Source organism: Pseudoalteromonas sp. GCY (assembly GCF_016695175.1).
Lineage (GTDB): Bacteria > Pseudomonadota > Gammaproteobacteria > Enterobacterales > Alteromonadaceae > Pseudoalteromonas.
Window position 1 is genome coordinate 2,919,425 of record NZ_CP068023.1, and the last position, 20,201, is coordinate 2,939,625.

Consider the following 20,201-nt stretch of genomic DNA (forward strand, 5'->3'; position numbering starts at 1 on the left):
GTTTTATCTTTCCTGTACAATTCGCGCCTCTTTAAAATAGTTGAGGCGCATTAATGTCAGAACCAGTTACGTTTGAATCTTTAGACCTTTCACCTGCAATCTTAAAAGCAGTCGAAGAGCAAGGATATAAAACACCTTCTGAGATCCAAGCTCAATGTATACCGTTATTGCTAGAAAGAAAAGACGTACTGGGACTAGCGCAGACGGGTACAGGTAAAACGGCAGCATTTGCACTGCCATTGTTAAACCAAGTAGACGCATCCGTTAAACAACCACAAATCCTTGTGCTTACGCCAACGCGTGAGCTAGCTATTCAAGTTGCTGAAGCGTTTCAGCAATATGCTAAATATACTAAAGGCGTTGAAGTATTAGCGCTTTATGGTGGTCAAAGCTATGGCATTCAGCTGAGTGCTCTACGCCGTGGCGCCCAAATTATTGTGGCAACACCAGGTCGTTTGATTGACCACATCAACCGCAAGACGATTGACCTTTCTGGTCTAAACGCACTTGTACTTGATGAAGCAGATGAAATGCTACGCATGGGCTTTATCGATGATGTTGAAAGCATCATGGAGAAAACACCGGAAGAGAAGCAAACTTGTTTGTTCTCTGCGACTATGCCTAAGCAGATCCAATCAATCTGTAATAAGTATTTAGACAACGCTGAACAAGTTAAGATCACTCCGCGTAACTCTACAGTATCAACGATCGAGCAAGTTTACTGGCGTGCAACTGCACACAAAAACAAAGCTATCGTACGTTTCTTAGAAGCGGAAGATTATGACGGTGCTATCGTGTTCGTACGTACACGTAACGACACTGTTCAGCTTGCAGAGCTACTAGAGCGTGAAGGCTTCTCAGCTGCACCGCTCAACGGCGACATGAACCAGCAGGCGCGTGAGCGCACAGTAGACCGTCTAAAGAGCGGCTTACTAGATATCGTTATCGCAACTGACGTTGCGGCACGTGGTCTTGACGTAGAGCGTCTAAGCCTTGTTGTTAACTACGATATCCCACAAGACTGTGAAGCTTATGTTCACCGTATCGGTCGTACCGGCCGTGCTGGTCGTCAAGGTAAAGCAATCTTGTTCGTTAAGAACAACGAGCGTTATTTACTTAAGAACATCATGCGCCATACGCGCTCTGATATTGCACAGGTTGAATTACCAAGTGCGAAAGTCGTTGAAGAAAAGCGTATTGGCGCGTTAGAGACTAAGATCTCTACAGCCCTTGAGCACAAAGACATTGAGTTCTTCTCAAAAGTGGCATCAGGCCTTGCACAAAAGCTAGAGCTAAGCCAAGAAGACCTAGCAGCAGCGCTGTTGTGTCTTGCACAGCAACAAACGCCGCTGAAAGTTGAAGATATTCAAATTCAACAGCGTGAGCGTAGAGAACGTGACGACCGTCGTGATGACCGTCGTGGCGAGCGCCGCGACAGAGATGGTAGCCGTGGAGAGCGCGGTGAACGCAAATCTCGTAGCCGTGACCGTGCATCAGGTCCAATGGATACTTACCGTATCGAAGTGGGTCGTGACCATGGTGTTCAGGTTAAGAACATCGTTGGTGCTATCGCAAACGAAGCAGATATCTCAAGCAAGTTCATCGGCGAAATCCGTCTGTTCAATGAACACAGCACGGTTCAATTGCCGCAGAATATGCCAAGCGATGTACTTAGCCACTTCAAGAGCGTTCACATCTGTCAACGCCCTATGAATATGACTAAGAGCACTCACCCTGCTGACCAAGGTCAGGGCAGAGGTGAAGAGCAAAGAGACCGTAAGCGTAGCTTTAAAGACCCACGCAGTGGCGCTGGCGATAAGCGCCGTCCTGAAGGTCAAAGAAGAGAAAAACGCGAAAGAAAAGAAATTAGCTTTTCTTAATCGACGCTCTTAAGAAAAAACCGCTCAACTGAGCGGTTTTTTTATTTTAGCTAGCGTCAGTTGCTTTAATGTCGTTGCCAATCTCTTGGTTCAAACTGATAGTAGTCTTTCAACAAATTGTATAGTTCTGGGTTTTCCTGTTTGAGTTCATGGGGCTTTTCAATAAATGTCTCTGTCACCACAGCAAAAAACTCCGCTTCGTTTGTTGCGCCGTATGAATGAATAGCATGGGGCATATTGTAAGACAGCTGCATTTGTAAGTGCTGGTATTTCCTTTGCCAACGCAGTCTTTGAATTTTTTCCCAGTTCCAATACAGAGAAACAAATAGAATAAGGCCGACAATAAGCGCTATTTCTATCATGGCTTTTGGCCTTTGTTGAATAAGTCTTCAAAATATTAATTGGTACTGACTCCCACTTTTTCAAGCAAACTTTGTTACTATGGCGAAAAAATGCAAATGAACTGCTATGTCTTTACCCATTGAATCTTTACAGCCTCAGTTTACTCAAACACTAAGCGAACAAAATGCGATTGTTGTATGTGCCACAACAGGTTCTGGCAAATCAACCCAACTTCCGCTTTGGGCCTCACAACATGGCAGAGTATTAGTCATAGAGCCTCGGCGTATTGCTTGTACCTCTTTAGCTGAATATGTCGCGGCTCAAAGTGCCTCACCGCTTGGTGATAAGGTGGGCTTTGCTATTCGGTTTGAGGGGAAGTTTTCACCAGACACACAAGTGGTTTATGCAACGCCTGGTGTAGCATTAAGGTGGTTTTTTGAGAGCAAACTTGCAGAATTCAGCGTCGTAATGTTGGATGAGTTTCATGAAAGACGCTGGGACATGGACTTATTATTAGCGCTCTTAAAACAGGCTCAATCACACAAACTAATTGTTACCTCAGCAACGTTAAACAGCCAAAAATTAGCCTCTTATTTAGACGCCCCTATCTTAGAGTCAGAAGGATTCATTTACCCCGTTGAAGAGTGTTTTCACGCCCCTGATCCAAGAACCATGCCCCAAAAAGAGCAACTCGATACTCGAGTTTTTGCAGCTTGCCAATACGCATTAGAACATTGCCAGGGCGATATTTTAGTCTTTTTACCTGGCAAGGCCGAGATCCAAGCAAGCATAGCTAAAGTAAAAGTGCTACCAGCGACTACCGTTGGCTTATATAGTGGCTGCAGCCCAGAGGCTCAGCGCATCGCATTAACCGCACAAAGTACACGTCGAATTATTCTCGCAACCAATGTCGCCGAAACCTCGCTCACTATTCCTAATGTCACTTGCGTGATTGACTCAGGGCTTGAGCGTCGTACTCATTTACGCCTTGGAAAAACCGTATTAGGCTTAGACGCGATTGCAAGAGATTCGGCAAAGCAACGTCTAGGACGAGCAGGACGCACGCAACCGGGACTATGTATTCGATTATATGGCCAATATGCGCCATTGATAGACAGCACCCCGCCTGAGATCCAAAGAGAATCATTGGCAGAGCTCGTGCTTGCGGCGGGCTGTGCAACAACAGGCGTCTCGTCTATTGATTTTATCGACCCACTCCCAGAAAGCTCACTAAATAAAGCTAAACAACAGCTAATTACATTAGAAGCCATTGATGAACAAAATATAGCAACTCCGTTTGGCAAGCTGCTGTACCCGCTGCCCGTCGATTTTGAGTTTGGTTATGTGATCCATAAACTGACCTCAAATACGCTACGCCAAGCCGCTATTGACCTAATTTCGCTACTGTCTGTACCAGCACGAGTCTACCAGCTACCTAATGATGTAGAGCGCTTAACAAGATTAAACAACCGCTTTACTCGAAGCTCAGATATAGAAATCGCTATCGCGGTGGTGAGAGGACAAACTGAAGAATTAATTGATATTACGCCTGAGGCGCTCACAGAAGCACAGCAATTTAGCACGCAATTGCGTGAAGCATTTGCACTACCTCCCTTGGATAAAGCAGCCAGTTTTGACCATGACAAACTAGTCATTGAGTTAGCTAAGCTAATGCCACATTGGGTTTATATCAATAAGCAAAACCGTCGTAATGGCTTTAATAATGGCTATGCTGAAGTCATGCCTTCAAATCATACTCGCGTCTCGGAACAAGCAGAAGCATTACTGGTATTAGATACTTTCTCACTCGCAGGGAAAGGTACCAAGCAAGCCAAGACGCTCGCGATGTGTAATGCGGTACTGACGAAAAAGCAATTACTTGAAATGGGCCTCGGCAGCCAAACATTGCACTCAGCCTATATTGATAATGGTGAGCTTTGGGGTGAGTTTATTACACATTACAGTGACGAGGTTTTAGGCCAACAAACTAAGCGCCTTGATAAGCCTAACGATGTTGTCTATGCCTTAGTATTTCTTATCCAAAATAATACGCTTTTTTCAGGTTTGGCCAAGCAAATAGAAGCCTGTATTGAGCAGACTGCATTGTTCTACCAATTTCATGAGCGCGATGAACTTGTGCCCACACTCGACTCGTTTTTAAGTGAGAAGCTAACGGCTCTTGGTATTGAAAGCTATGACGATGTAGAGCTAATCAGCAAACAAGACTTGCTATTCAATGAAGTTGAAACGTGGGAGTTAACACCATTTGTTGAAAAGTTTCCGCTAACCTGGTCAATTCCTGAGCTGACAATGGCAGTAAGTTATAATTTTAAAGGAAAAAGAGTCGAACTTACTTATATCAACGGGACAAGGAAAGACGCACCAAAGAGGTGGGAACTGCCAGCCTGGAGTGGCTTCAAAATACGCTATCGTAAAGCTAGTAAAGTGGTCGATGTAAGTTAGAAAAGCCGTGTATTGATCTTAATGAAAATGAAAAGCGCCTAGAGTTACACTAGGCGCTTTGTTTTGTTCTCAGTACTAACCTGATGCTCTAGTTCTAGAGCATCTCAAGTTAGAACGTGTAAGAAGCACTCAAAGATAAAGTACGTCCGTAGATATCGAAGAATTCACCATCATCAAATGTATCAGGAGTTCTTGGAGGCTTAACGTCAAACAAGTTCTTAACACGAGCCGTTACTGTAAAGTCTTCAGTAATATCAACACCAGCACGCACTTCAACTCGAGTATAAGAAGAAACATCGTTATAGTTGTTCGTCTCTGGCGTCCAGTCGTTACGATCATTCACAGTAGCTGAGCGGTAGTTGAGAGTTGCACCTACGAAATAAGTATCAGCCTGATATTTAATGTTTAGTCGGCCTTTCACGCGAGGTGTACCAACTTCACCTGTGTAAATACGATAGTCTTCTAAACGACCAGTTGTATTTTCATCAGATAAAATATTATAAGTCGCAGTAAGTCCAGTAACAATCTCACCACCTAGTGCATCAAAGCGATATTGAGATTCAAAATCAATACCTTTTCTGTTGATTACTGCAGCATTCAGTGTTCTTTGATAGAACTCTGTGATTTCGTGAGTATTAGGATCACGAATAACGTTAGGGCAGAACGGATTATCAAGTGATTCTGATTCATAGCAAAGTTCAATTACTTCTTCGTCGAAAGTCGCTAACGCACCAGAGATCTCAAATTCCCAATAATCTAGTGTAATATCAAAGCCTTCAATCTGGCTTGGTGAATAAGCAAAACCAACCGTTAAATCTTGAGACACTTCGTTCTCTAAATCTGGGTTACCATCAATATAACCTTTCAGTGAACCACCAGTTCTCCACTCTTGCGAAGGCTGGAAGTCGACTGGTACGCCATCAGCCGCACAGTTTTTCTTAATGTTATCGATATAACGAGATGTTGAGCTGCTAATAGATTCTGCAGTACATACGTCAAATCTTGTACCATAAGTTGTTGACTTATTTGTAAACAACTGACCTAAGTCTGGAGCACGTACAGATTTAGAGCGTGTAGCACGGAATGATAATTCATCACTCACAGTGTAGTTTACACCTAATTTCCAAGCATTATCACTACCTGTTACAGAGTAATCCATGTAACGATACGCTGTTTCGAGAGTCAGGTCTTGAATGTAGTCCATATCTGTAATTAGTGGGATAGAGAATTCTACCGATGCTTCAGTTACAGAAATGTCTGCTTTAAAAGGCTGACTAGAATTGTTAAAGATCGTACCCGCTTGCATATTTTCACTAGGAGTCGCTTCAGATTCGTTCTTTCTACGCTCTAAAGAGATTGCAGTTGAAAGTGGACCTGCTGGTAACTCGTATACAACACCATCAACAGTCACACCTGCAGAGTACATTTCAGCGCTACGTACGTTAGACGCTTCAGTAAGAATGTAGCTTGCTTGTTCTGCAGTCAGATCCTGAATGTTCATTACATTCAATGGAGTACAACCAGCTAAAGCACCAACAACATTGCCATCTGCATCTCTGTCCGCACAAACAACATTGCCGTCAAGAAGCACAGCGTCAACAGCGTTAGCTAGGTTTTGAGTATAAACTTCACCTTTCCAAACTGATTCGTTTTCGTTTTTACCATATTGAACATAGGCATTGTAAGCCCAATCATCAGTAATTAAACCGTCAACACCAATACTGAAGTTCAATGACTCACGGTCTTGCGTAAACTCACGGTTACCTAGCTTATCTGACATTTGGTAAAGTGTTACACTTGAAACAGGGCTAACTTCACCATCTGCATTCTCATAGTTATCAAGCAAGTCTTTCATATCTTGCTTCATATAAGCATTGTCACGACGAATAGTATGTCTGTGGAATGATGGTGATGCCTCAGTTGCTGATTCTGACTTACCGTAGAAAACACCAGCAGTTAGTCTATGCTCATCTGCAAAGCGGTACTCGAAGTTTGTACCAAAAGTGATTCGCTCTAACGGCGTATTAAAGAAGTCACGAGAGCCATGACGAATACCATCACCTGGGTTTTCATCTGTCTCGACGTAGTTTAACACTGGGTTTGCTGGATCAAAGTCAGGTAAACGTCCTTCGCCATAGTCAAAGCTTCTAATGTTGCCATTTGAATCGAATGTATAGTTACGGTTATCAATCGTATCAGCATTGAATGGGCCTAGTAAGAAGTTACCTTGACTTGCATATAGTGCATAACCTTCGCGACGTTCGTGAGAAAGCATACGTGGAATGAAGTCTGTATCTGTCTTATTTGCTGGATTTCTAAATGTTTCTACCGGCGTTCTGAAGAAATCACGATCCATTTTGGCTAGCGATTTTGCGTCGTTGTATTCTAGTGTAGAGATAAAGCTGAAATCGCTTCCCTCGTATCCACCAGTAATTGAGATACTATCACGCTCACCACCAGATTGTTGTGGACGACGCGTATCTAATTGAACTTTAACACCGTCGAAAGAATTCTTAGTAACGATGTTAACAACACCTGCAACAGCATCTGCACCATATACAGCAGATGCACCACCAGTTGTTACTTCAATTCTGTCGATCATTGACGCTGGAATGTTATTTAAATCAACGGCATTATTTGTCGGACCTGAGCCAACAAAACGACGGCCATCAACCAAAACTAGTGTACGGCTAGACCCTAGGTTACGAAGGTTATAAGTGTTCAAACCACTCGCGTAAATAGTATTTGTTGTTGTTTCTGGAGAGTTACCAACTTCACCAGCAGGTAAGTCACGTAAAAGGTCATTTACGTTTGTAATACCTTGAGCAACTAATTGCTCGCCTGTAATTACTGTCACAGGTGTTGGAGATGTTAAGCCTTGACGCTTAATTTTTGAACCTGTTACTTGAATGCGCTCTACACCTGCTTCTGAATTTTCTTCAGCTAGCGCAGATGAACTTGCTACTGCAGCGGTAGCAGCTGCACCGAAAGCGATTGCTAAACGAACAGCTTTGCTTACTTTATTATTCAACATGATTGATCCCTGATTTTATTTTTATGTATAAAGAAACCGATTTAAAAACAATATCTTAAACACACTTAGATATCACTTTCAAAGTTGGTTAAGTTACCTTATCAGGGGTTATACTACTTTTAGTACCAACATAGGGTCAACAATCATTTCATAAAATAAACCCAAAAAGGCATAATTTTAACATAAAATCCTACTTTTCCCTTTTGTTTTCATGATGTTATAAACATAAAAATAAGTTCACTTTTTTTATCACTTTTGTAATTCATCGCAAAAAAGCACACTTCACGCAACAATAAAAGCACAAACACTACATTTACACATGGCAAAATAACATTCGATAAACATAGAAAATTCATATCCACAATAAAATAAACACGCATCGAAGAATTTGTTATAAATTGGGTGGGTTTACTACAAGAAGAAGCAAGCTAAAATGGGAAATAAAAAAATCGACCTCAACAGAGGCCGATTTGGGTCAAAATTGCTAAATTTCGGTTAGAACTTCTGAGTTACACCTAAGAAGAACTGACGTCCGAATAGCTTGAAGTTACTTTCGTCAGTGTTCGCGTTGAACGCTGTTTCGATATAAGGAGGTAGTTCGTCTGTTAGGTTGCGAATACCTGCTTGCACCGTTGTGTTTGTATCAAATGAGTATTGTGCTGTTAAATCGTGGTACACATATGAATCAACTTTAGCAACTAAACCTGCTAATGAATCATAGTTATCACGCTTAATGTAAGTTAGATCACCGTACTCAAGACCAGACTGATAGTTTGCAGCCCACACAACACGTAGGTTGTCTAGGTCATAACGTAGATTGAATAAGATTTTGTCTTCGAAGTAAGACGTATCATCTTCAAATCTGCCAACTAGATCTTCAACGATAAATGTACCTGTTTCACCATCAAAGTTTTCTTCGCCACGCTCTAAGAAGTGAGTCCATGATACGCTAGCTACAAATGCACCGAAGTCTGTGTCAAATGAATAGTTCACATCAAGGTCGATACCACGAGCAGTCATGCTTTGTAAGTTTGTTGTACGACTGTCTACACGATCAACCGAGCCATCAAAGCCACGTGAGATTTTTGCACACATATCTTCGATAAGACCGGCATAACAACCCTGCAGAATATCATCAGTTGCTAGAGAACCAATTTTACCGTCAATGTTGATATCCCAGTAATCAATAGTAATACCTAAGTTTTCAACAAAGTCAGGGGCCCACACAAAACCAATAGTGAATGTTTCACCTTCTTCAGATTGAACACCTGTGTTGCCGCCTAAACGTGTACGAACTTGCGCATCAGCACTGTTGTGGCCGCCAGCTGGAGCACCCATTTCAAGACATTTAGCCTGACCTGCGGCAGATAAGCCACCAATGTTTGCCGCAGAACACGGATCTGAAGCGCTTTCAAATGAATCAAGCTCTGGCGAATACAAATCACTTAGTGTTGGTTCACGATATACTTCTGAATAGTTTGCACGGAACTTTAAGCCATCGAAAATGTTTGACTCAATTTTAGCCATCCAAGAGAAGTTTGAACCTGTTGTGCTAAAGTCGTCATAGCGTGCACCTAGCGTCAAATCTGCAGATTCAACACCTAAGTCACGTACTAATGGAATTAAGAACTCTGCTGATGCAGCCGTGTAGTTCTTAGATAGACCGGTTAGTGGCTTGCTGGTGTTACCAGTCACTGAATCAAAAAACTTACCAGAATCATTTACTTGTTCAAACTCAGTGGTGTAATACTCAAGGCCAAATGCACTTGAAACATAACCTGCTGGAACTTCAAATAGCTCACCAAACACGTCTACACGAACTTGGTGGAATGAATCATTGTAGTGATCGCCTAGTGGTGCAGTAATGTAATCAAGCATCTCTTGAGTCACAGTACCTGGGCCACCAAATACATTTAACGATACACAGTCAGAAATAGGTGCGTCAGGCGTACCACATACCACATTGCCAGCGTCATCTTTGAATGATGGACCTAAAGCTTTTGCTAGGTGTGGGCCGTAAAGCTGACCAAAGTCAGTATCTTGAAGGCTATTTGCACCATAGTTGTAGTAAGCATCGAACTGCCAGTTATCGTTAATTGCGCCCTTTAGACCCGCAACTTGTTGGAAACGAACATAATCTTGTTCGAAATAACGACCACCTTCAAGCATACGACGACGAGAGCGATACACATCTTCACCGAATGGGTTGTAGTAGTTATCAGCTGATACACCATTAGCCGTCGAACCATTCGAAAGCGTAACTACATAGCCTGGATCATAGGCTGTGTCGAAAGGTACAGCCGCAAGTTCCTGTTTTGAAGTACGCTTATTGATACGAGTTTCTGTATATACAACAAGGTCATCGTTTAACTCAAATGAAGTGTCAACAAAGAAGTTAATCACTTCAAAAGGTGTTTGCATTAAGTTTACTGGGTTGTAGTTGTAAGTATCGTTTACTTCACCACCACCAACAAATGGACGCATGTCACTTAGAGAAGGCTTACCGTCGCCACCACTTGGGCATTTATCGTTAGTAAAGTTACCTTTACCTTCAACGTAGAAATTACCACAAGGAGTAGAACCCGAACCTAAAATGAATACGTTCGCATTGTCACCATCTGGGATTAAACCGTTCTCGTAAAAGCTCTTAGCACCTTCTTCTGAAAGCACCTGCCAAGGATACTGGAAGAAGTTAACGTCTTTCACATCACCCTGATAGATTGGATCCTGCTTGGTGTAATCGAAACCTACTGTGATATGGCCTGCATCGAACTCTTTACCACCAACTAGTTGGAAGCTTTGCTCTTTACCACCACTAAACATGTCATACCAAGACGTTGTTGCTTTAACTTCAACACCAGTAAGTTCTTTTTTGGTGATGATGTTTACAACACCAGCCATTGCTGACGAACCATACGCAACCGAAGCACCATCTTTTAGAATTTCGATACGGTCGATCATTGCAGCAGGAATATTCTGGAAGTCTGAACTTACAGGCTTACGACCGTTGATAAGTACTAGCGTACGCTCTGAACCTAGACCACGTAGTTCTACAAATACGCCACCACTACCGCCGTTGTTACGCGTTGTTGTTGCTGGCGATCCAGACATAACTGGGTTTGATTGAACGAATTCACCAACGTTGCTGATACCCATATCGCCAAGCGCTTCGCCGCCGATAACCGTGATTGGAGCAGTAGATTCAAGATCAGTGCGCTTTAAGCGAGAACCTGTAACTTCAATGCGCTCAACGCTTTTCGCGCCTTCTTCTTCAGCAACTGCATTGGTTGCAAACACGGCAGCGCTAGCGCCACCAAACGCGATCGCTAAGCGAACCGCCTTAGTTAACTTATTGTTTAGCATGTGAATCACCCTGGATTGTTTTATTGTAAACAGCTTGTATTAATTATTATTTTGTTGCCTTGTTAATTTCTAAAATAGCAACATTAGAGGCAAGATATTAAACAAACACCAGACCAATGATCAAGATTAATTGTGCTGTTTTTTGCAATTACCAATTTAAGGCACAGCAAAGTGGAATCACAAACAACTGAATTAAAAGAATAAAAATAGGTTTTGATTAAAAATAAAACTTGAAAATCCCTTAAAACAAAACAATAGTGTAATAAATGAGCAAATAAGGGGTTTCCTGTTAACAAAAAAGGAACTTTATTTTAGTGTATTTAACTGACTAATTAATTTTAAGACTGGAAGACGCTGGCAGTTTGATAGCACGATCTCGATTAAAGCAAATCGAAACTTTGCTGCCCATCTGAGCGAATTGATAGCTTAGAAGCATTGGGAAGCATCTGATATATAGGCAGAATTTGCTTTTCAACGTATTGATAATAATCAATATCTACGAGCTTGCCTTGCTGTGCGAACTTGGGTCCATCAGTACTTAAATAATACGGTATTTGTGCCCCCTTTTTGGCGGTTTGCAACAATCCATCTTCGATAGCCTGTTTCGCCGCTTTTACTTGGGGAGGGATATTTTTTGTATATAGTTCAACAGACTTACCAAGCTTCTTTTTATAAACGAGTTTTTCGTCTACTTTTCCAGCGAAAATCTCATTTATGTATTGGTGGGTGATCTCAACGGTGTCGAGCCCGTCAAACAGCGCGCGAATAATTGCTTGTTGATATTCTTTGGCGATTTCCGTCCAATCACTACGCACGGTCTCCATTCCTTTAAAAACCAGCTTTTGCTTGCCAAGCTCTGTGATCTGCCCAACATACCGCTTTTTAGAGCCGACTTCTTGACCACGAATGGTGGGCATAAAGAATGGACTATAATGTGTTTCAAACTCTATTTCTAAATGACTGTGAAGGCCAAAGCTTTCCATCAGCAATGCGCGCCAGCGCTCGTTAATTTCTACCATCAGCTGCTTGCCTATTGCTTGGCATGCTTCGCTACGCAAAGACTCAGGTAAACAGACGAAAGTTGAGTCAGTGTCACCATAGATCACTTCATATCCGAGCTGCTCAATCCAAGTTCGAGTTTGTTGCATTATTTGATGACCGCGCATCGTTATTGAGCTTGCAAGACGTGGGTCGTAAAAGCGACAACCTTTTGAACCAAGTACGCCGTACAAGCTATTCATAATGATTTTAATCGCCTGTGAGAGCATCATGTCTTTGTCTAATTTAGCTTGCTCACGTGCACTGGAGAGCGCAGCGACTAAACCCGGTAGATGATGTTTCGTGCGACTAAATTTGCCTTTATTAAAGCCCTCTATGGCATGTTCAGGATGTTGTAATCCTTCTATTAACCCCATAGGGTCAATGCAAAAAGTGCGGATAATTGAGGGGTAAAGGCTTTTGAAATCGAGTACCAAAATATTTTGATATAGGCCTGGCTTTGAGTCCATGACATAACCGCCGGGACTGTCAAAGTTAATGCCATGCTCAGATAAATTTGGTGCAATGTAACCGCTACGGTGCAGTAACGGTAAATACAAGTTGGTAAACGCAGCGACTGAGCCGCCCATTTTCTCAAGTTCCAGTCCCGTCAACTGAGTTCGAGCGAGAGCAAAGTCAAGCAAGTTAAGTTTACTAAAAATGTCTAACACCAACTGACAATCTTGTAAGTTATACGCTGCGAGCGCCGGTTTATCATGATGAAACTGCCTGATGATTTCCTCAAGCCTGTCATCCTGTGCGATAAGCTTGGTAGTACCCAAAATCTGCTCTGCCACAAAGCTCAATTTAAATGTTTCAAAGTGATAGGTCGCATTTTTCATCATATCGATGCCATCTAGCATCACTCTCCCCGGAATAAACACCCGGGTATAGTTACCTTTGAAAGTCGACATCACTCCGCCATCTCGCCCTATCGCAAGTACGACGCCGTTAGCCTGTGCGCGTTCTACAAGTATTGCGGCATCGAACTCAATCACGTTCCATCCGATTAACACATCTGGGTCTAAACGATTCACTTGCGTTACTAGCTCTTCTAATAACGCAATTTCATCTTCAACCCAAACGACATTGACGGCAGCATGCTGCGCCTCACCTATCATGATCACCAGCTTTTCCGTATCGGTCACTAAACCCACCGAAAATAAGACCCCCTCGCCGTTACATTCTATATCGATAGAAAGCATTTCAAGGTGTGGTCTATAATCATCACAAGCCTTAAATTGCGCCTGAGTAATTTCGATATAACCCGGTTTTTGCGTGGCTTTACCTTTAACCCAAGCGGCTCCGCGAATAAAGCGCTCCATTAAATAGCGGTCGGAATGTCGAATATCCTCTTCATATACTGCGACTTTATTTTCAAGTAGTTGTTTTGCCTCATAGAAGTGATTCAAGGTGCGAAATTTCACAACACAAACAGGGGCTTGATCGAAGTGCTTTAATTGACTTGGCGAGATACTAAACTGCAACTGAGCGCGACTTAGCAGCAGCTCTACTTCCGCTTTTTTATCTTGTTTAATGAAAAAGAGGGGCTGCTCATCCTCTACCCACACCTTGAGTAACTGATGTTGCGATTTGAGCCAATAACACAAGCGCAGTTGGCCATTTACCTGCATCTGCTGTCTCGATAAAACAAAGCCCTGATATATCGCTTGTGCCAACTCCAATACCACCCTAAAATAGACGAATCACTGTAATTATATCCACCTGTTTATTGAACATAAAGTCACAAACAGAATAAAACCTATCCGTTAACGCAGTGATTAACTAAAAATCGAGACTCAAGTGGTAGGCTTGCTTCATATCAGAACTCTAGGCTAAATAGATTATGCTCTCAGACAAACTAAAAAAAACCATCCGCCAAGCACATCAAAATGTCGCCTCCGCTTTAGATGGCTTTCGTCCTCGTCCGAGTCAAAATTATCTGGTCGCCGAAATCGCAAAAACACTCTCTGGTGATTATCACCGTACTCAACGTATTTGCGTAATTGAAGCAGGAACAGGTACTGGAAAATCTTTAGCCTATCTACTCGGCGCGCTTCCTGTTGCACTCTCAAGTAAAAAGAAACTCGTCATTTCAACTGCAACCGTCGCATTACAAGAACAATTGATCAACAAAGAGTTGCCATTTTTAAAAGAACATTCAGGCATAGACTTTAAGTTTGACCTCGTAAAAGGCCGTCAACGCTACATCTGCGTACAAAAACTGATGGCTGCCGTCAGCGATGATGAAATGCAAATGTCGATGATGCCGACAACCAGCAGTCCGCTTTCTCAAATGGAGCAAAAGTGCTTAAGAGAGTTAGCACTTGCTTACCAAGAAAAGCGCTGGCAAGGTGATAGAGATAGCTGGGAAGACACAATTCCAGATAAAGTTTGGAATGTTATCGCTTGTGATAAACACGCCTGCCAACGGCAATTAAAATCTCATCACTTATGCCCTTTTCATTTAGCTCGACAAAAGATTGCACAAATGGACGTGCTGGTGATTAATCATGCCTTGTTACTGGCCGACTTAGAACTAGGCGGCGGGACGATATTACCAGAACCTGAAGAAACATTTTACGTAATCGATGAAGCGCACCACCTGCCCCATATTACCAGAGATTTTTCTTCTGCTGCGGCAACGATTAAAGGCACTATCGAGTGGCTTGAAAAGCTACTTAAGTTTAGCGGAAAAATGGCAAATACCGTGGTTTCGCAAAAAGCCATTGGGCAGAATTTCAAACTGAACGATGCAGCCAATGACGCTGCGAAATACCTCAGAGCGGTAAGGGATATACTCGATCAGAGCGACTTTACCTATAACGATGACGATACCTACCGCTTTAGTCATGGCGAAGTACCTGAAGCGCTCACCGTAAAAGCAAAAGATATCGCAGATGCCACTCAAGATGCATTGCGTTGTCTTACCAAGATGCATGATGCTCTGTCGGGTGATGTTTCAGACGGAGATGTGCAAGCTTTTTTAGCCGACCCGTTATTGGTTGAAAGCGGTCAATATATCAACCGGCTTGAACAACTCAACAAACTCTGGTTTAGCTATGCTCGAAAAGGCGACAGCGTGCCACATGCAAGGTGGATAAAACGCTTAGAATACAAACACCATCACGACCATTTACTCTGTGATTGTCCGATTGAAGTCGGCTATTATTTGAAGGATAACCTCTGGCGAGAGTGTGCAGGCGCGGTGCTCTGCTCCGCAACCCTCAGTGCTTTAGGCACATTTGATCATTTCGCCCACGAAAGTGGGTTGGCAAAAGAGCCTGGTGTTAAATATATCAAGGCTGATTCTCCGTTTGATTATCCCAATCAAGCAACATTGCATTTGCCAAAAACCCAAACAGATCCAACGGATAAAGCCTTTAGCGATTATTTAGCGGATGCCCTGCCAACTTATTTAGACACCAGTAAGGCCAACCTTGTACTGTTTGCTTCTTATTGGCAAATGAACCATGTGGTAGAAAAATTAAGAGGTAAAAATCTCAATATTTTGGTGCAGGGTGAACTTTCCCGTGACGCCCTACTCACTCGTCACAAAGCAAATATCGACTTAGGTCGCGGCAGTATCTTATTTGGTACACAAAGCTTATCCGAGGGGCTAGATTTACCCGGAAAATACCTAGAGAACCTCGTGGTGACTAAGATCCCTTTTGCCGTGCCAACGTCCCCTATTGAGGAAGCCCAAGCGGAATTCGTGCAAAGTAAAGGTGGGAATCCATTTTTATCTATCACTGTACCCGATGCTGCAAAGAAATTAGTACAAAGCTGTGGTAGACTGCTGCGTAAAGAATCAGACTCCGGCCGTATCACCATCTTAGATAGACGTTTAGTTACAAAACGTTATGGCAAAGCCATGCTTGATACTCTGCCACCATACAAAAGGCAAATTGATTAATAATGTTTGAACTCGCTTTAGATCCCACAACTTGGGGGTTACTTTGCTTAGTCGCACTGGCTGCTGGATTTATTGATGCAATTGCAGGTGGTGGTGGGCTGCTAACCGTACCAGCTTTGCTTACTGCAGGCCTTCCTCCGCATTTAACCTTAGGTACCAACAAACTTGCCGCGAGTTTTGGTTCTTTAACCGCGAGCTTTACTTACTACAAAAAGCAGTTATTCAAACCTAGCTTTTGGATTGGCTCTATTATTGCCACTGCGATAGGGGCCGTATTGGGCACACTACTTGTCGACTTTCTAAGTATCGAGTTTTTAAATAAACTTATTCCCGTTATCATCATCGCTGTCGCAATTTATAGCTTGGTCGGTAGGCTAAGCCCAACAGATTCCCATACTTTGCCAGAAGCTAATCGAGCACTCAAAATCAAGCAATGGGCGCAAGGTTTATCGTTGGGATTTTTTGATGGTATGGCAGGGCCTGGTACTGGCACGTTTTGGACTGCGTCTAACAGTATGCTCTATAAAATGAGCTTACTTTTAAACTGTGGTCTTGCTCGTTCAATGAACTTTGTTTCCAATTTTATTTCGCTTATCACCTTTGTAGCCTTGGGTCATGTTAACTTTATGCTTGGTATCACCATGGGCGCCTTTTTAATGTTTGGTGCTTGGCTTGGTGCGCATTCTGCAATTAAGTTTGGCAACAAACTGATCAAACCACTCTTTAACACTGTGGTTATTGTACTTGCGGGCAAGCTCATTTTTGAGGCTTACTTCTCGTGAGTACAGGACTTATCAAGCTTGAGCAACAAGTCAGCCGCTTAAAGCAACAAGCAGCGCAATTTGACTCCGCGAAATGGTTTGATAAGAATCGTTATATGCAGGCACAGCCCAGCTTATTTGATGCCCGTGTCTTTCGTACTAAAAGCCTAAAGCTCAGCGACTATGTTGAAGAAATAGCAGAAGCAATGTCCCACCTGCCGCCAAGTGAGCAACGTCACGCCTTTACATTTGCCATCGAGCGGATAGGCTCGCAAATGGAAGCCGTGTTGAAGGTGTTAAAATCAACCCCGGTCTGGGCGAAAGAAAACAAACTGAATACACCAAAAAAAGCCAAAGTGTATAAGAAGGCTGTGCAGAAGATTATGCAGTCGTCCCATGAGTTATATCAGGAGCTGTCGCAAAATCATGAATTTGAGCGTCGATTACAAGAAATGATTGATCTCAGAAGACTACAGATGGATAAAGCAGATCCCACTCAGGCTGCCAAACTCAATGCCGAAATATTAGCCCTTCATGCCCGCCTTGGCCGCTGTAGAAAAGCCATTTCCGCCACCGAGCAAAAAATTCAAGAAGTTGAGAAAAGTCAGAGCCGTTAATGCTTTACTACCACCCCATTTATAGCGAGCTAAATCTGCCTGAAAAGCATCGCTTCCCTATCAGCAAGTATAAAAAATTATACCAACGAATAAACGCCAGTAAATTTGCCCAATTTATTAAAGAACCCGAGCAAAAAATCACAGCTGATGCGCTGCAACTTTGCCACGGCAGTAATTACGTTGATGCCTTTCTAAACGGTACGTTGAGCGAAAAAGCAATTAAGAAAATGGGCTTTCCTTGGAGTGAGCAACTCGTGCAGCGCACTTTGATTTCTTTAGGTGGCGGTTTAGCGGCAGCAAAGTATGCGCTCAAATATGGATTTGGAGCAAACTTAAGCGGCGGCTATCATCACGCACATCGCGATTTTGGCAGCGGCTTTTGCATATTTAATGATTGGGCGGTGGTCGCAGCAACGCTCATTGCCCATCAACGTGTTGAGCGAGTGCTGATCTTTGATTGTGATGTGCATCAAGGTGACGGCACTGCTACGATCGCTGAGGGTAGGGACGATATCATCACCTGCTCCATCCACTGTGAAAGTAACTTTCCTCGCGTTAAACCGCAATCCGATTTAGACTTTGCCTTGCCTGTAAATACGCAGGACGCACAATATGTGGCAACCGTACGCGAAGCCTTACAACTAGCAGTTCGATTATACCAGCCAGACATCATCCTCTATAACGCCGGCGCAGATGTGTATCAAGGCGATGAACTAGGACACTTTAGTATTACAAAGCAAGGTGTTAGGGCTCGAGATTCTATTGTTTTTGAGTATGCTCATCACCTCAATATTCCATTAGCTTTTGCTCTGGGTGGGGGCTATCAGCGCGACGTTGATCATCTTGTAGATATACATCAACAAACCTTTTTGGCTTTGTTCGATAACCCCGCTATTATGATATAAACTTAAAAGGAATGTGCAGGAGGCTGTATGAAGTTACATGATGATATTCATAATTATTATGAAAAGCTGGTAGTCGAACATATCGTCCGTCGTAAGTTAGATAAAATCTATGATGAAGACGTAATGGCCGACTTTTGTTGTACTGTTTTGAACCAACTTCCATCGCGTTATATTCGCTACGATGTCGACATGGAGTTTTACCTGCCTCAGCCCGAGCGTGTAAAAATGGAACAAGCGGTAGAAAGTGCGATTGACTTTGCCATTTCACAAATCGCTAAAAAGGAACAATTTCAAGTATGAGTACCCCTCTAGAACAAGCGCCAACTCATGTAAAACTTGCCGTAGACCTTATTATGTTGTTAGAAGAGCATGATCTTCCTGCAGAAGAAGTCATGGCTGCACTTGAAATTGTCACAGCAGACTTTCAAAACAAGCTAAATAACCAACAAAAAACTTAACATTAAATATACATTTAAGTCATACTTCTTTTTTAACCTTAGATTCTAATCAATAGCGGTTGTGCAAAACGGCACAACTGCATTTATTAAGGAAAGCAGTATGACAACAACACAACTCCCTTTATTGTCTCTCGCGATTATTGCTGCGTCTACACAATACGCTTACGCCAATGACTTTGCGGCATTAGACGAAGCCTTACCAGCCCCCTACATTATCAATGGTACTGAACCTGTGTTCGATTTTGACGGTGATGGTTGCCTGCCTAGTGCAGGGATCAGCAGAACTGGCGTACAAAATTCAGGGCTAAAAACATCGGGCCGCATCACTGGTGATTGCCGAGATAATCAATTTTTAAATACTTCTAATACTGTGCATCGCTACGCCTGTAAAACAACGACTAGCGGCGAGTATTGTGGACACTTCTATGCACTTTACTTCAAAAAAGATCAAGTGTTTGATTACTTTGGTGGTGGTCACCGCCATGATTGGGAGTATGCAGCGGTATGGACTCGAGATGGGATAGTTACACACGGTAGTTATAGCGCACATGGCGACTTATTCACTAAACCTGCTAATGAGCTACCATTCGAGAATGGCCATTTAAAAATTGTCTATCATAAAGACGGCATTTTGACCCATGCACTGCGCTTCGCCAAATCAAACGAAATCGCTGAAAACAACTATCACCGCTTTGTCACACCCGCTATCATCAGTTGGTACAAAATGGCTGGGGATGGAATTTAGAACACGGAATTACGAGAAAAGCTCAATCAATATGATTATGGCTCCGCCACCTTGCCCGTTAAAGACAGTCGCTTCCTCAATAACCTCAATCGCTTTAAACCCAGTGACTACCCAATGTACTCACAAAGTGATGTAGACAACGCGCAGTAATTGCTAAGACAAACTCACTTCACCAGTCGGTGAGGTGAGTCGATATGCTTATACCAATAGGTATTAACCTGCGTCTTGCTTTTGCCTAAGCAGCCTTGCTCGCTCTAGTTTATATTGCGCAAAGAAAATACTATCCATTTCACTTGTTTGCGGATCGATAAAATAGGCAATATCGCTTCTATATGGCTCAGGTGAGAAGTGTTTGCCATCTTCCCAATAGAGCACAGCGTGTTTTACTAATTCACTCAGATAGGTGTGATCCCACGCATAGTGACAAAAGCCATGGTGCTCACCCAAGTTGGGTGAGTATTTTTTTTCAATATGCGCCATTTGCTCGGTATTTTTGTAATCCGCAAATTGTTTAGCATCTTGCTCTGCAGATTGGGGATCGGTGAAATAGGCAATATCACGCCGAGGTGGTAAGGCTTGCGGTAATCCAAATTTATCCGTTACGCCACTGCATTTTACGACGATCCACTGGACAAAATGTGCTCCGATAACATGGTCCCATTTTAACGCAACGTACATA

13 protein-coding genes and 1 pseudogene are annotated in these 20,201 nt (G+C 42.8%); 9 read left to right on the forward strand and 5 right to left on the reverse strand.

Annotation, left to right across the window (positions count from 1 at the left end):
* The first annotated feature begins 53 nt into the window (after window positions 1-53).
* Window positions 54-1,880, forward strand: a complete 1,827-nt coding sequence (locus tag JJQ94_RS18445) for a DEAD/DEAH box helicase (RefSeq protein WP_099029411.1) — start codon at window positions 54-56, stop codon at window positions 1,878-1,880.
* Window positions 1,881-1,945: 65 nt separating this feature from the next.
* Here the strand turns inward: JJQ94_RS18445 and JJQ94_RS18450 are convergent.
* A pseudogene (locus tag JJQ94_RS18450) lies at window positions 1,946-2,149 on the reverse strand (zinc-dependent peptidase); the annotation flags it as partial.
* A gap of 199 nt (window positions 2,150-2,348) precedes the next feature.
* Between JJQ94_RS18450 and JJQ94_RS18455 the strand changes: the two are divergent.
* Window positions 2,349-4,685 (forward strand): helicase-related protein, encoded by a 2,337-nt coding sequence (locus JJQ94_RS18455; protein ID WP_099029412.1) that lies wholly within the window; start codon window positions 2,349-2,351, stop codon window positions 4,683-4,685.
* Window positions 4,686-4,794: 109 nt separating this feature from the next.
* Here JJQ94_RS18455 and JJQ94_RS18460 read toward each other — a convergent pair whose 3' ends face one another.
* From JJQ94_RS18460 to JJQ94_RS18470, 3 genes are all read right to left on the reverse strand, one after another.
* On the reverse strand, window positions 4,795-7,719 hold the full coding sequence (locus JJQ94_RS18460) for a TonB-dependent receptor domain-containing protein (RefSeq protein WP_099029413.1): 2,925 nt from the start codon (window positions 7,717-7,719) through the stop codon (window positions 4,795-4,797).
* A 495-nt stretch (window positions 7,720-8,214) separates the two neighbouring features.
* Complete coding sequence (locus JJQ94_RS18465; protein ID WP_045989197.1) at window positions 8,215-11,082, reverse strand: TonB-dependent receptor plug domain-containing protein; 2,868 nt, start codon at window positions 11,080-11,082, stop codon at window positions 8,215-8,217.
* 380 nt (window positions 11,083-11,462) lie between these two features.
* Window positions 11,463-13,799: a DNA polymerase II gene (locus tag JJQ94_RS18470; protein WP_099029428.1), complete on the reverse strand. Its 2,337-nt coding sequence runs from the start codon at window positions 13,797-13,799 to the stop codon at window positions 11,463-11,465.
* A 167-nt stretch (window positions 13,800-13,966) separates the two neighbouring features.
* Here JJQ94_RS18470 and dinG point away from each other — a divergent pair, with 167 nt between their 5' ends.
* The 7 genes from dinG (at window position 13,967) to JJQ94_RS18505 (ending at window position 19,522) form a co-directional block, all read left to right on the forward strand.
* Entirely contained in the window at window positions 13,967-16,036 is a 2,070-nt protein-coding gene (gene dinG / locus JJQ94_RS18475) for an ATP-dependent DNA helicase DinG (protein ID WP_099029414.1), read from the forward strand.
* 2 nt (window positions 16,037-16,038) lie between these two features.
* The gene (locus JJQ94_RS18480; protein ID WP_010606576.1) at window positions 16,039-16,818 is read left to right on the forward strand and encodes a TSUP family transporter; all 780 of its coding nucleotides are present in this window, start codon (window positions 16,039-16,041) and stop codon (window positions 16,816-16,818) included.
* On the forward strand, window positions 16,815-17,414 hold the full coding sequence (locus JJQ94_RS18485; protein ID WP_039496840.1) for a primosomal replication protein: 600 nt from the start codon (window positions 16,815-16,817) through the stop codon (window positions 17,412-17,414). The genes JJQ94_RS18480 and JJQ94_RS18485 overlap by 4 nt, the downstream gene beginning before the upstream one ends.
* Entirely contained in the window at window positions 17,414-18,319 is a 906-nt protein-coding gene (locus JJQ94_RS18490) for a histone deacetylase family protein (RefSeq protein WP_099029415.1), read from the forward strand. The genes JJQ94_RS18485 and JJQ94_RS18490 overlap by 1 nt, the downstream gene beginning before the upstream one ends.
* 27 nt (window positions 18,320-18,346) lie before the next feature.
* Window positions 18,347-18,619, forward strand: coding sequence for a late competence development ComFB family protein (locus JJQ94_RS18495; protein ID WP_010375804.1), 273 nt, complete (start codon window positions 18,347-18,349; stop codon window positions 18,617-18,619).
* Window positions 18,616-18,777, forward strand: coding sequence for a DUF2496 domain-containing protein (locus JJQ94_RS18500; protein ID WP_099029416.1), 162 nt, complete (start codon window positions 18,616-18,618; stop codon window positions 18,775-18,777). The genes JJQ94_RS18495 and JJQ94_RS18500 overlap by 4 nt, the downstream gene beginning before the upstream one ends.
* A 100-nt stretch (window positions 18,778-18,877) precedes the next feature.
* Window positions 18,878-19,522: an NPP1 family protein gene (locus tag JJQ94_RS18505; RefSeq protein WP_236596514.1), complete on the forward strand. Its 645-nt coding sequence runs from the start codon at window positions 18,878-18,880 to the stop codon at window positions 19,520-19,522.
* 213 nt (window positions 19,523-19,735) lie between these two features.
* Here the strand turns inward: JJQ94_RS18505 and JJQ94_RS18510 are convergent, their stop codons facing one another.
* The gene (locus JJQ94_RS18510; RefSeq protein WP_099029417.1) at window positions 19,736-20,200 is read right to left on the reverse strand and encodes a hypothetical protein; all 465 of its coding nucleotides are present in this window, start codon (window positions 20,198-20,200) and stop codon (window positions 19,736-19,738) included.
* Between the last annotated feature and the right edge of the window lies 1 nt (window position 20,201).

What these genes read in the sequence shown, in the direction of transcription:
- JJQ94_RS18445 (WP_099029411.1), top strand. Translation starts at nt 54, where the DNA reads ATGTCAGAACCAGTTACGTTTGAATCTTTAGACCTTTCACCTGCAATC.
- JJQ94_RS18455 (WP_099029412.1), top strand. Translation starts at nt 2,349, where the DNA reads ATGTCTTTACCCATTGAATCTTTACAGCCTCAGTTTACTCAAACACTA.
- JJQ94_RS18460 (WP_099029413.1), bottom strand. Translation starts at nt 7,719, where the DNA reads ATGTTGAATAATAAAGTAAGCAAAGCTGTTCGTTTAGCAATCGCTTTC.
- JJQ94_RS18465 (WP_045989197.1), bottom strand. Translation starts at nt 11,082, where the DNA reads ATGCTAAACAATAAGTTAACTAAGGCGGTTCGCTTAGCGATCGCGTTT.
- dinG (WP_099029414.1), top strand. Translation starts at nt 13,967, where the DNA reads ATGCTCTCAGACAAACTAAAAAAAACCATCCGCCAAGCACATCAAAAT.
- JJQ94_RS18480 (WP_010606576.1), top strand. Translation starts at nt 16,039, where the DNA reads ATGTTTGAACTCGCTTTAGATCCCACAACTTGGGGGTTACTTTGCTTA.
- JJQ94_RS18490 (WP_099029415.1), top strand. Translation starts at nt 17,414, where the DNA reads ATGCTTTACTACCACCCCATTTATAGCGAGCTAAATCTGCCTGAAAAG.
- JJQ94_RS18495 (WP_010375804.1), top strand. Translation starts at nt 18,347, where the DNA reads ATGAAGTTACATGATGATATTCATAATTATTATGAAAAGCTGGTAGTC.
- JJQ94_RS18500 (WP_099029416.1), top strand. Translation starts at nt 18,616, where the DNA reads ATGAGTACCCCTCTAGAACAAGCGCCAACTCATGTAAAACTTGCCGTA.
- JJQ94_RS18505 (WP_236596514.1), top strand. Translation starts at nt 18,878, where the DNA reads ATGACAACAACACAACTCCCTTTATTGTCTCTCGCGATTATTGCTGCG.
- JJQ94_RS18510 (WP_099029417.1), bottom strand. Translation starts at nt 20,200, where the DNA reads ATGTACGTTGCGTTAAAATGGGACCATGTTATCGGAGCACATTTTGTC.